Origin of the sequence: Kitasatospora sp. NPDC057542 (assembly GCF_042801945.1) — a bacterium.
In the GTDB taxonomy this organism is placed as follows: Bacteria; Actinomycetota; Actinomycetes; order Streptomycetales; family Streptomycetaceae; genus Kitasatospora.
On record NZ_JBHVFE010000257.1, the window covers coordinates 1 to 12503 of the forward strand.

The following is a 12503-nucleotide window of genomic DNA, read 5'->3' on the forward strand; positions in this document are numbered from 1 at the left end:
GGCGTCGCGGGGCGACCGCCCCTCGGTGCTGCTGGTGGTGCCGGTGCTGCTGACGGTGCGTCCGGCGTATCCGGTGCATCCGGTGCTCGTCGTGCTTCCCGCTGCCGGTGGCACCGGCCGTGCGTCGGGTCGCTCGGCGCCGTCGGGCAGCGTGAGCGGGGCGGCGTGCGCCGTCGGGTGCGCGGCCGGTGGCGTCGGGCGCCGTGGTGGCTGCCCGCCCGGCCGTGCGGACCGTTCAGGCCCCGGCGATCCTCCGGGCTTCCGCGGCCCTCCTGGCCTCCCCGGTCAGCGGACGCCGACCCGGGAGGCGGGGACCCGCCCGCCCGAACCCCGGCCCGCCGTACGGGCGCCGGGACGGCCGGCAGCGGCCCCGGAACCCTGGGAAGAACGGTTCTGCTGCGCCGGCAGGCCGTTCTGCACGTCCATCACGGCGTGCGCGACCATCCCGCCCAGCGGGTCGTACCGGATCAGGTCGCGCAGCCGCGACCGCGAGGAGCGGCCCTCGTTGCCCGGGTACAGGTGTTTGCCCAGCCCGACCGAGTGGGCGAGCGCCGCCAGCGCGGCCGTCCGCGGGTCCGGCGGAACACCGGTGCGGATCGCGGTGTCCAGCCGTTGCTTGATCGCGGCGTTGGTGCAGTCGTCGGACGCCTGGTACCGGGTCGTCGGCAGCACCCCGCACACCTGGCCCGGCACGGCCGTGACCATGCCGCAGCGCTCCAGGTGCGCCAGATAGGTCTGCCGCAGCCCCAGCCGGGGCCCGCCGATCCAGTGCGCCGCGCGGACCGGACTGCCGCGACGGCGCAGCAGTTCCAGTGCGTGGTCAAGGGTCGGGTCGCCGGTCGGCCGTGCGAGCACGACGGCGATCCGGTCTCCCTCCGGTACGATCCGTCCGGCCAGGGACAGCTCGACGAGCTGCGCCCCGGCGAGTCCGAGGTCGAGGGTCTGCGGCTGCGCCGTGGTACCCGTGGTCGGGTCCAAAGCGAGCAGCAAGAGTTCCTCGGGAACAGTTCTGCGGCTCTTGCCCATCCAAGCCTCCCCGCGTGGATGAGAGACAGGGTGACGCCTCTCACACGGGCTTGTCGAGTACGCCTCCGAATCGTGACCTTGCGGTGAAGGCGCGGAACCGGTGGCGGCAGGCCTTGCGTCTGAGCGGTGAACAGACCGCGGTGTGGCCGGGCGGCGACAATAAGCGCCGGTCGGGCGGGGTGTGCGCGGTCGGAACGGCCGCCGGTGGCGGAGACTGTACAGGTACACGGGGCGGGGCGTCGGCTTCCCGAAATCGGGTTCGCCGGTGCCCCGCCGGGCGTTGAGGAGGCTGGGATACGTGGGCGAGTCCCCCGACAGGGTGCTGAGGGACGGCGAGGGGCGGCAGCGGGACCGCGAACGCGAACGGACCGGTCCGGCGGCCGGCGGTGCCGAGCCGGCCGAGGGCGGCTCCGGTCCGGAGGCCGGCGGGGCGTCAGCCGCCGCCGAGGCGACCGCCGAGGCCTCCTCCGGCACCTCGTCTGACACCTCGCCTGACACCTCGTCCGACTCCTCCTCGGACGGCCCCGAGGAGCCCTCCGGAGAGGCGGCCCCGGAGGCGTCCGCCGACGCTCCGGCGGCAGCGCCCAAGGGCGGCTCGACCGTGCAGCTCCGCGTCCGGGATGTGGACAGCAGGACGACGATGCTGCGGCTGCCGGTGGACAACAAGACCACCGCGCTGCGGCTGCCCGAGGAGCTGGTGAAGGCTGCCGGCGCGGGGAGTTCCGAAGGTGAGGACGAGAAGAAGGAGTCCTCGTCGGAAACCGCAGAGGTGACCGAGCCCGCCGGGCGTCTGGTCGCCGCCGACCCGCGTCTCGCCATGCGGACGGATGTCGCGGTGGCGGCGAAGGCCGGGGAGAAGGCCGCCGGACCGGCCGGGGAGACCGGCTCCGGGGGCGGCGCCGAGCCGGCGGCCGCACCGGCCGCGAAGGCGACCGGCGCAGCGGCCGATGAGGCTGACGAGGCCGACCAGGCCGACGGGACGGAGCAGGCCGAACAGGCCGGGAAGGCCGAAGACGCCGGGACCGGGGACGACCCGGAGGCCACCGGCGACGCCGGGGACACCGGCGCGGAGGACGCTCCCGCCAACGGTGCCGTCACCCTCGCGCTGACCAAGACCGGGCAGCCTGGTCAGCAGTCGGGTCAGGCCGAGAAGCCGGAGAAGCCCGCGTCGCTGCGCGCTCCCGCGGCCGGCACCGTGCCGGAGCCGAAGCCCGAGCCGCGTCCGGAGCCCAGGCCCGTCCCCGAGCCCGAGCCGACCCCCGGTCCGGCGCCGCTGCCGAAGCCGACTCCGGTGCCCGCCCCCGTGCCGCCGCCGAAGCCGCTGCCGGAGCCCGACCCGCAGCCGGTGCCGCCGGTCCCGCCGCTGCCCGCGCCGGAGCCGCTGCCGTCGCCGGAGAACACCGCCGAGGCGATGGAGGTCCTGGCCTCCCTCAACGCCCGCCCGGTCTCGCCGCTGCGGCGCGCCCTCAAGCGGGTGACCATCTGGACGGTCTTCCTCGCCGTGGTGCTCGGCGCGCTCGCGGTGGCCCAGCTGCTGCGCCCGCTGCCGGACCCCAAGCTGAAGACGACCGCCGCCGGCAGCTACAGCTTCTCCGGCGACGCGCTCGACCTCGCCTGGCCGGCCAAGGGCCAGTCCGCCGCCGAGGTGGTCGGCGTCGGCAGCCTCGGCAGTTCGGGCCCGGAGACGCCGGCCTCGATCGCCAGCGTCACCAAGGTGATGAACGCCTACCTGATCCTCCAGAAGTACCCGCTGAAGAAGGGGGAGAGCGGCCCGAAGATCACCGTCGACAAGCAGGCCGCGCAGGAGTCCGGCAACGTCGACGAGTCCAAGGTGACGCTCACCGAGGGCCAGGTGCTCACCGAGTACCAGGCGCTGGAACTGCTGATGCTGCCGTCGGCCAACAACGTGGCCCGGCTGCTCGCCCGCTTCCACTCCGGCTCCGAGGCCGAGTTCGTCAAGGCGATGAACGACACCGCGGCCAAGTTCGGCATGGCCAACACCATCTACGCCGACCCGGCGGGCTACAACCCGGACACCAAGTCCACCGCCAAGGACCAGCTGAAGCTGGCCGAGCAGGTCATGCAGGACGAGATCTTCCGGCAGATCGTCTCCACCCCGGAGACCAACCTCAACAACGCGAAGATCCCCAACACCAACAACCTGATCAACCCGAAGACCGGCGTCATCGGCGTCAAGACCGGCTCCAGCACCCCGGCCGGCGGCTGCCTGATGTGGGCCGCGTACAAGGAGATCGGCGGCGTGCGGCGGCTGATCCTCGGCGTCACCCTGGGCCAGCAGGCCACCTCGTCCAACCCCGGCGACGGCATCCTGCCGACCGTGCTGAAGGTCAGCGGCAAGCAGATCCAGGCCGCGCAGAACGGCCTGACCGGCCAGACCGTGGTGAAGAAGGGCGACGTCGTCGGCTCGGTGGACGACGGGTTCGGCGGCAAGGTCGGGGTCGTCGCGACCAAGGACCTGGTGGTGGCGGGCTTCCCCGGCATCTCCGGCACGGTCACCCTGGACACGTCGAAGATCGGTCACACGGAGCAGGCCGGCAAGGAGGTCGGCGTGCTGCGGGTGGGCACGGGTGAGGACAAGGCGGAGGTCCCGGTCGCCCTCCAGTCCGACCTGAACCCGCCGTCCATCCAGTCCCGGCTGCTGCGCACGCTGTGAGCGGCTGAGCGGCTGAGCCGCCGAGGCGTCGAACGCAGGAAGAAGAAGGGGAGCCGGTCCGCACCGGCTCCCCTTCTTCCTGCATGTCCGTCTTCCCCCGCCCGGATCCGGGTCCTCCGGGCCTAGGCGTTCGGGTCGAGCAGCGCGAGCGTGAGCCCGCCGAGCGGCGTCACCCGGTCCGGTTCGCCGTACTGGCTGCGGAGCACCTGCGCCTGGTCCGTCGGCACCGAGCCCAGCGGGTCCTCGGTGTCGCCGAGGACCAGCAGCCAGATCCGGGACGCCCCGCCCAGGCAGTCCTCCGGCCGCGGGCAGGGCGTCGGCGAGAGCTCCTCGGCGTCGTCGGCGCTCTGCGCGACGAAGACCGGACGGGGGCGCACGTCCGAGGGCAGGTAGTAGCTGACGCCCGGCCAGGCCATCGCCCAGGACTGGTCGCCCAGCGGGGCCGCCATCCCGTCCCCGGAGCGGTAGCCGGCCGAGATCTCCCGGGCCGCCGCCTTGAACGGCTCCTCCGAGCCGTTGTGCGAACCCACGTACCGCAGCGCGGGCTGCTCCGGCAGCGTCGCCACGGCCGGTACCGCGAGCAGCCCGGCCGTCAGCAGCCCGGCCACCGCGACGGTCCCCCGGGGCGCCCGGCCGCGCCGTCGGGCCAGGGCCGTCACCGTGCCGTACACCGCCCCGGCGCCGCCGCCGGCCAGCACCGCCCAGGCGGGCACCGTGAACAGCAGGTACCGGTCGAGGAAGTACGAGGTGTCGCTCAGGCGGGACACCAGCCAGACGCTCACCACCGGCAGCTCCGCGAGCAGCAGCACCTGCCAGGCCTGGATCCGCCGGCCGGGCAGCACCAGCGCCGACAGCACCAGCGGGACGAAGGCGTAGAACACGAGGTCCGAGCCGAACAGGTGCTCGCCGAAGAGGGCGAGGCCGCGCGTGGAGGGGACTGCGATCCAGCCCAGCTGCCGGTCCGACTGCCGGCTGCCCAGCAGCACCACCGGCAGCACCGGCAGCGCCGCCACCGCGACCGCCAGCGGGTACTGCCACAGCAGCCGCCGGTCCGTCTCCGCGCGGGTGCGCCACAGGTGCAACGCCAGGAGCCCCACCTGCCCGGCGACCGTGCTGAAGGAGATCAGGTGCCCGGCGCCGGCCAGCGCCATGGCCACGCAGTACGGCGCCCAGCGCCGCCAGGTCGGCCGCTCCAGCGCCCGCAGCAGGAAGTACGAGGCCGCCGCGATCGCGCAGGTCACCAGCGCGTAGGAGCGGGCCTCCTGGGCGTACCGGGAGATCTCCGGGGGCACCGCGAGCAGCAGCCCGGCGGCGACCGCCGCCACCCGGCTGCCGAACAGCCGCTCGGCGGTGAGCGCCACGAGTGCCGCCGCCCCGGCCATCGCGAGCACGGAGGGTATGCGCAGGGAGACCGTCGAGTCGCCGAACACCGCCGTCCAGCAGTGCATCAGCAGGTAGTACGCGCCGTTGCTGGCGTCGATGTGCTGGAGCAACTGCAGCAGGTCGCCCAGCGAGCGGGTGGCGACCGTCCAGGTCGCGATCTCGTCCCGCCACAGGTCCGGAGTGCCCAGCCGGTACCCACCCACCGCCAACATGGCCACCGCGGGCCACACCCACACCTGCCCCAACAGCCGGCCCACCGGGTGCACAGCAGGTCTCATCAGGTCCTTCGCCTCCTCAGCGCGACGTGCCGGGACGAATCCCACCCTGCCCGGCAGGCTACTGGACCCGCCCTGATGCGCCGTCGGCCGCCCACGGCCCCTCCGTCGCCGTGGGACGCGCCCTGCGGACCCAGCCGTGCCCGCGACACCGGCGCCCTTGATCCGGCAGGATCCACAGGACGCGCCCCCGAGCCCCACCCCTGATCCGGTACGCTGTGAACGGCCTGGTAGCACCCGGGCCGCGCCTCAGTAGCTCAGGGGATAGAGCACGGCTCTCCTAAAGCCCGTGTCGCAGGTTCGATTCCTGTCTGGGGCACAACGAACACGCAGGTCGCAGGCCCTCCGCCCACCCGGGCCGGAGGGCCTGCGGCATTCCCGGGGCCGCCGCTGCCCTCCCGTGGGACCGGCGTCAGGGACGGCGTACCTCTCCGGGAGGAGGAGGCGGAGGGCTGCCGTCCGCCTGCGGAGTGATCATGAAACAGACCTCGTGCTGACGGGGCGTGGTCACTCCGCTCCTAGGCTCGATGAGACCCCTGCCGGAGCACCGTTCCCGGTCAGGGCGGACGAGCCGGGGAACCATGACGACGTACCGATACACCGTGGCCGAGCTGCGCGGCCAGCTGCGCCAACTGCTCCTGAGCGGTGCCGCCATCGCGCTGGGGGTGGCCTTCCTGATCGCCTCCGTCAGCGGCAGCGGGGCGCTGGTGGACTCCTACAGCCAGACCGCGGCCGCCGAGGTCGGCCCCGGCGACATCCAGGTGACCAGGAAGGCCGCGGCCGGCGGGCTGGACGCGGCTGCCGCGGAGCGGGTGCGGCAGACCGCCGGGGTGGCCTCGGTGGCTCCACGGCTGACCGGCAAGGGCGGGGTGCTGACCGCCGACGGGCGGCCGCTCGACCGGACCGCCGCGGTCAGCGCCGTCGCCGAGGACCCGGCACTGCGCTGGCAGCTGCTCAAGGACGGCCGCTGGCCCGCCGGCCCCGGCGAGGTGCTGCTCGACACCGGGACCGCGCACCGGCTGGACGCCGTCGTGGGCGCCGAGGTGCACCTGACCCGGGCCGACGGCACCGCCGCCACCGCCCGGCTGGTGGGCACCCTGGACGAGCGCGGCGCACCGAGCCTCGCCGGAGTCCCGATCATCGGCGTCCCGGCGAGCGTGGTCGCCGGCTACGCGACCGGCGTCACCACCGACCGGCTCGACGTCAGGGTCGCCCCCGACGCCTCCCGGACCCGGACCGTCGAGGCCCTGCGCGCCGCCCTCGGCACCGGCACCGAGGTGCACACCCGCGAGGCCTCGGTCACCGAGGTGACCCGGCAGAGCGGCACCATGTACGGCGTGGTGCTGATCGCCGCGCTCTCCTTCGTCCTGATCGCGCTCGCGGTGGCACGGATGGTGGTCGGCAACACCTTCACCGTGGTGCTCGCCCAGCGGACCCGCCAGCTCGCCCTGCTGCGTTGCGTGGGCGCCGACCGGCAGCAACTGCGCCGGCTGATCCGGCGCCAGGGGCTGCTGCTCGGGGTGGGTGCCTCGGCGGCGGGCGTGCTGCTGGGGGTCGCCCTCGGCGCGCTCGGCACCGCCGTGGTCGGCGGGCTCGACCTCGGGCCGGTGCACCTGTCGCTGATGCCGTCCCCGCTGACCTGCCTGCTGGCCGGGTTGTTCGGCGTGCTGCTGACCCTGCTGGCCGTCCGCGGCCCGGCCAAGGCCGCCGCGGCCGTGCCGCCGATCGCCGCGCTCGGCGGCACCCCCGCGCCGGCCGGTGGGGCGGCCAGGGTGCGGGCCGCGGTGTGGACCGGCGGGCTGCTGCTCGCGGGCACGGCGTTGCTGGTGGCCGGTGCGCTGACCCCGCCGCCGCTGTCGCTGCTCGCCGTCACCGTCGGTGCCATCGCCAACTTCTTCGGGGTGCTGCGGCTCTCCCACCGGGTGCTGCCCGCGGTCGTCGCCGTGCTGGGCCGGCCCGCCCGCAAGCTCGGCGGTACGGCCGGGCGGCTCGCCACCCAGCAGCTGCGGCTCAACCCGGGCCGCACCGGGGCCACCGGCTCGGCGCTGTTGCTCGGCGTGACCGTGATGGTCGGCGCGGTCACCGCGCTGGACATCACCTCGCAGTCGCTGGTGCCCGTGGTCTCCGCGCGCCAGCCGGGGGTCTTCTCGGCGGCCGCCACCGGCGGGGGCGCCCTGCCCGCCGGGGCGCTCGGCGCGCTCGGCGCCGAGCACGGGCTGACCGTCACCCCGGTCCGCTCGGCCACCGTCGACCTCGACGGCCGGCCCACGGTGGTCGCTGCCGTCGACCCCACCCGGCTCAACTCCTCGGCGGACGACGTGGACCGGGCCCGGGCGCTCACCGAGGGCGCCGCACTGAGCATGTTCGGCGAGAGCGGGGTGCGGCGGGCCGGCGGCGTCGAGCTGCGGCTCCAACCCGGCCGCAGCAGCCTGCCGTTCACCCTGCAGAGCGGCGCCACCCTGCTGGTGACGCCCGCGACCCTGGACCGCCTCGCCCCCGGTGCGCCCGTCACCACGGCCTGGATCAGCCCGGCCGCGGGCGACGACCGGCCGACCGCCCGTCGCGCCCTGGACCGGGCCCTCGCCGACCACCCGCAGGTGGCCGTCGCCGACACGGCCGCCCAGGCGGACACCCTGCGCTCCCTGTTGGACCGGCTGAAGACCGTCAGCATGGTCCTGCTGTCCTTCTCCGTCGCCATCGCCGGCCTCGGCGTCGCGGCCACCCTGATGCTCAGCATCAGCGAACGCTCCCGCGAGATCGGCATGCTGCGTGCGATCGGGATGTCGCGCGAGCAGCTGCGCCGGATGCTCACCCTGGAGGCGCTGCTGCTCTCCCTGGCCGGCGCGCTGGTCGGGACCGGCCTGGGCGCCGCCTACGGCTGGGCGGCCGCCCGCTCGATCACCTCGACCGTGGGCACGGCCGGCACTCCGCCGGTCCTGCCGGTGCTGGCCGCCCTGGGTCTGACCGTCCTGGTCGGCCTGGCCGCCGCGGTGCTGCCGGCCCGCCGGGTCGGGCGGATGAGCGCGGTGGCCGCGATGCGGGCTGCCTGACCGCAATCGCGGCCGGTGCGTCGGGAGCCGGCAGCCAGGGGCTCAGGCCAGGGTGAACCGGGCCGGGGCGCGGGCGGCCGGCCGGTGGCGGGGGCGAGGCCGGAGAGAAGGGTCTCGGTCTCGCGGGTGGTGCGCAGGGCGGCCGGGTCGAGGTCGACGACGACGAGTTCGCGCCGGTCGCGCGCACCGCCGCCCCGCTGGACGAGGACGGGCCGCAGACCGCGCTGCCGTCGCAGGTGTGCCAGCCGCCGGTGTGGCCGACGTGGTTGGCGAACACGTGTTGTCGAGCGGCGGCCCGGCGTGCTCGGGACAGCCGGCGGGCGCGGTGGGGGAAGTGGGGGGCGAAGGTGTCGGACATGGCCGCCACGCCGGCGGGGTGGCCCGCAGCGGTCGATGGGGTGACGGACGCTCAGCGGACGGTCTCGTCGGGATGGTCGACGGGGCCGCCCGCCTCCTCCTCCGTCCGCGCGCCGTCAGGCCCGTCCTCGTCCAGCGGGGCGGCGGTGCGCGCGGACCGCTCGGCCGACACGACGACCCGCTGCACTCGGGGCCTGGTGCGCCAGTTGACCCGCCGTACGTCCCGGGCCAGCGCGCCGGGGCGCCAGACCTGGATCACCGCGGTCACGGTACCCAGCACGATTCCGGCGGCCAGCCAGCCGGCCAGCACGTCGCTGGGCCAGTGCACCCCGAGCGCGACCCGGGTCCAGCCGATGGTCAGCACCGTTGCCGCCGCCACCACGCAGGCGGCGGTCCGGCCGCGCCGGTGGACCCGGTACCAGAGCAGGCCGACCAGGACGGCGCAGGTGATCGCCGAGGTCATGGCGTGCCCGGAGGGGAAGGCCGGGCCGCCGGCGTGCGAGACCGGATCGGTGAAGGAGGGGCGGCTGCGGTCGAAGGCCAGTTTCAGCGCCCACTGGGTGCCCCAGCCGATCAGGGCCTGGGCGGCCACCCAGCCGGCGAGCACGCGGGCGCCGATCAACCAGAGCCACCCGGCCGCGATCCCGAGCAACGTACGCATCGTGACGGTGCCGCCGATGTCGGAGAGGGTCTGCACCGAGGCGGTCCAGATCCGGTGCTCCCGGGCGTAGGTGTGCAGTTCGCCGATCCACTCCTGGTCGAAGCGGACCAGCGGGCGCCACTGGCCGGTGACCAGAGCCGCCAGGATGCCGAACAGCGCGGCACAGCCCAGCGCGAGCGCGGCGTCCCGAAGGAGACTCCGGTTACGCGCAGCGAGGCGGGTCGTGCTGTTGGTCAGGTGCATGGCTGACACCTTCCCAGTGTCCAGGGCCGAGCAAGAGCCGGAGTGATAGCGATTCGGCATCGTTTGTGAGGAGGACCTGCGTGCGTCGGGGTGTGGCGCGAGCGGAAAACGGAGCCTGCGGGGAACGTCGGCGGCCGTTCGCGGGTTCAACGGGTAGGCGGCGGTCACGTGTGGGTCGGGTGAAGAAATCCGCCCCGGAGTGGTCACCCGATGGCACGGGAAGTGCTCGGCCGATCACTGATTGTCCAGAACCGGCGTGAAAATCGGCAGGATACTGCATCGCCGGGAAGAATCTGAGGGACTTGGGAATGTTGTCCGGATTCTGTTCGTTGGATCGTTACGTGTGAGGCCCCAGGGGCCCGCACTTCTTGCCCTCACGAGGCAGGCAGGCAGACCTCGGCAACACCAGCAAAGGGAGCAAGCATGGCCACCCGTGCCGTCGTTCGCGACAGGGCCGACCGGAGTCGCGCGGCCCGCCCGACCAACCTGGAGGCCGACCGCGACCTGGTCGGCATGTACCTCGACGAGATCGCCAGGACACCCCTGCTCGATGCCGCCGAGGAGGTCGAGCTCTCGCTGCGGATCGAGGCCGGCGTGTACGCACAGCACCTGCTGGAGGAGGGCGAACTCCCCGACGGCGTCACGCGCGAGGAGCTGGAGGCGATAGCCGCCGACGCCGAGCGCGCCAAGGACGTCTTCATCCGCTCCAACCTCCGGCTCGTGGTCGCCGTCGCCCGTCGCTACCCGCGCAGCGGCCTGCCGCTGCTGGACCTCATCCAGGAAGGCAACGCGGGCCTGGTACGCGCCGTCGAGAAGTTCGACTACGCCAAGGGCTTCAAGTTCTCCACGTACGCGACGTGGTGGATCCGGCAGGCGATCACCCGGTCCATCGCCGACCAGTCCCGCACCATCCGGCTGCCCGTGCACCTGGTGGAGGAGCTGGGGCGGATCAGGCGGGTGCAGCGGGAGAAGTCCAAGGAGCTGGGCCGCGAGGCGGAGCCGGCCGAGATCGCGGCCGAGCTGGACACCACCGAAGCCCGGATCAAGGACGTGCTGGACTGGGCGCGCGACCCGGTCAGCCTCAACATGTCGGTCGACGACGAGGGCGAGACCCAGTTCGGTGACCTCGTCGAGGACACCGGGGCCACGTCCCCCGAGGACGCCGTGATGGTCATGCTCCGCCGCGAGGAACTGGACGACCTGATCGGGCGGTTGGACGACCGCACCGCCTCGATCATCCGCTCCCGTTACGGGATGGAGGACGGCCGCGAGCGCACCCTCACCGAGGTGGGCAAGCAGCACGGCCTCACCCGCGAGCGGATCCGCCAGATCGAGAAGCACGCGCTGGCCGAGCTGAAGAAGATCGCCGACCACGCGGGCTTCGAGGCCGCCTGAGAGTCCGCCCGAGAGTCCGCCGGACGGACCACCCGGCCCCACCGGCCGATCCTCACCCGGGCCCTGACGCGGAGCACTCCGCACCGGGGCCCGAGGCGTGCCACGGGGCTCTTAGGCTGGAGGGAAAGGACGGGCGAGGGAGTGGACAGCGTGAACGATCAGGGACAGGAAGAGGACCGGGAGCAGGACCAGGACCAGGAGTCGCGGAAGGCCGCGGCGGCCAAGGCCCGACTGGTCTTCCGGGACCCGCTGGACCAGCAGTCCAGGGACGACACCGACGCCGGCTGGGGAGACCGCCCCGGGGCCGGCGGCAGTGGTGGGCGGGGGCTGGACTGGTATCTGAGCCAGCGCCCGCCGCACCACGGGGGCTGAGGAACGGGGAGCGGGGCGAACGGCGCCTGCCGGTCAGCGAAGCGGCGTGACCAGCGCGTCGCGGATCTCGGTCAGCAGTTGGACCTCCTTGAGTTCGGCCTCCGCCGCCTCCTCGGCGACGGTCTTGCGGTGGGCCGCCAGCTTGTTCATGGGCACGATCAGAACGAAGTAGACGACCGCCGCGGTGATCAGGAACTGGAGCGCGGCGCTGAGCACCGATCCCCACAGGATGAGGATTCCGGACGTGACCTCACCGGTCGGGCTCACCTCGCAGGGCCCCTTGAGGCAGGAACTGTAGGACGCGAGGTCCTTCGTCCCGAAGACGCCGACGAGCGGATTGATCACACCCTTGACGAAGGCGTTGACGATGTTGGTGAAAGCCGCCCCGATGACCACGGCCACGGCGAGTTCGACGACATTTCCACGCAGCAGGAATTCCTTGAAGCCCTTCATGCCGCCTCGAACGACGAAGCCTTCTCCCGGTTACGGGTGATCTTCCACAGGCCCGGACTGACAACCCGTCCGGCCCAGTGCACCCCCCTGGGGCGGCGGCAGCCCGGCCCGCGCGGGCCCCAGCGCCAGTGCCGCCGCCACCGCGAGCAGCACCAGCACGGGCACCCCGGCTCGCCGCCGCATCGCACTGCGCCAGCGGTGCCACCTGCCGCACCCGCGCCGGATCGGCGGGAAGCTCGGCAGCTCCTGTCGGGGTGGTACGGCGGGCGCGGGCAGTGGAAGGGGCAGGGGCAGGGAGAAGCTCGCGGTCGTCATCGACGCACCTCCGGAGTGTCGGCGGGCCCGCCTCTCGCGGACCGGATGCCCACACGATGAGCGTTTCCGGCGAACTCGGAAAGTCCTTTCCCCAGGCCTGTGGAAAACCCGCCGCTGTGGATAACTTCGTTCACCCGCACGAGTCAATCGGATCCGTCCGAGATGACGGGAAGCCTGCGGTCCGGGGTGGCGGGAAACCGGCGACGGAAACGACGGAAACGACGGAAACGACGGAAACGACAGGACCGACGGGAACGACGGGAACGACGGGAATGGCGGGAACGCGGAAAGGCCCGTCG

General features: G+C 73.6%; 8 protein-coding genes and 1 tRNA gene. 5 read left to right on the plus strand and 4 right to left on the minus strand.

What is annotated here, in order from left to right; all coding sequences use genetic code 11:
* Positions 1–285: 285 nt before the first annotated feature.
* Positions 286–1026, minus strand: coding sequence for a GPP34 family phosphoprotein (locus tag ACFU7Y_RS27450; RefSeq protein ID WP_355268249.1), 741 nt, complete (start codon positions 1024–1026; stop codon positions 286–288).
* Between the two features lie 298 nt (positions 1027–1324).
* Here ACFU7Y_RS27450 and ACFU7Y_RS27455 point away from each other — a divergent pair, with 298 nt between their 5' ends.
* Positions 1325–3700, plus strand: coding sequence for a D-alanyl-D-alanine carboxypeptidase (locus ACFU7Y_RS27455; protein WP_380769987.1), 2376 nt, complete (start codon positions 1325–1327; stop codon positions 3698–3700).
* A 122-nt stretch (positions 3701–3822) separates the two neighbouring features.
* Here ACFU7Y_RS27455 and ACFU7Y_RS27460 read toward each other — a convergent pair whose 3' ends face one another.
* Positions 3823–5361 (minus strand): glycosyltransferase family 39 protein, encoded by a 1539-nt coding sequence (locus ACFU7Y_RS27460; protein WP_380769988.1) that lies wholly within the window; start codon positions 5359–5361, stop codon positions 3823–3825.
* 243 nt (positions 5362–5604) lie between these two features.
* On the opposite strand from ACFU7Y_RS27460, the gene ACFU7Y_RS27465 reads away from it, so the two are divergent.
* A tRNA-Arg gene (locus ACFU7Y_RS27465) sits at positions 5605–5677 on the plus strand.
* Between the two features lie 262 nt (positions 5678–5939).
* Entirely contained in the window at positions 5940–8408 is a 2469-nt protein-coding gene (locus ACFU7Y_RS27470; RefSeq protein WP_380769989.1) for an FtsX-like permease family protein, read from the plus strand.
* A gap of 409 nt (positions 8409–8817) precedes the next feature.
* On the opposite strand, the gene ACFU7Y_RS27475 is transcribed toward ACFU7Y_RS27470, so the two are convergent.
* Positions 8818–9669 carry a phosphatase PAP2 family protein gene (locus tag ACFU7Y_RS27475; RefSeq protein WP_224281972.1) on the minus strand — a complete coding sequence of 284 codons (852 nt, stop codon included), beginning with the start codon at positions 9667–9669 and terminating at the stop codon, positions 8818–8820.
* A 423-nt stretch (positions 9670–10092) separates the two neighbouring features.
* On the opposite strand from ACFU7Y_RS27475, the gene ACFU7Y_RS27480 reads away from it, so the two are divergent.
* Both ACFU7Y_RS27480 and ACFU7Y_RS27485 read left to right on the plus strand, forming a co-directional pair.
* A complete protein-coding gene (locus tag ACFU7Y_RS27480; RefSeq protein ID WP_224281973.1) occupies positions 10093–11064 on the plus strand; it encodes a sigma-70 family RNA polymerase sigma factor in 972 nt (323 codons plus the stop codon).
* A gap of 150 nt (positions 11065–11214) precedes the next feature.
* The gene (locus ACFU7Y_RS27485; protein WP_224281974.1) at positions 11215–11436 is read left to right on the plus strand and encodes a hypothetical protein; all 222 of its coding nucleotides are present in this window, start codon (positions 11215–11217) and stop codon (positions 11434–11436) included.
* A 33-nt stretch (positions 11437–11469) separates the two neighbouring features.
* On the opposite strand, the gene mscL is transcribed toward ACFU7Y_RS27485, so the two are convergent.
* The gene (gene mscL / locus ACFU7Y_RS27490) at positions 11470–11889 is read right to left on the minus strand and encodes a large conductance mechanosensitive channel protein MscL (protein ID WP_224281975.1); all 420 of its coding nucleotides are present in this window, start codon (positions 11887–11889) and stop codon (positions 11470–11472) included.
* Positions 11890–12503 lie beyond the last annotated feature (614 nt).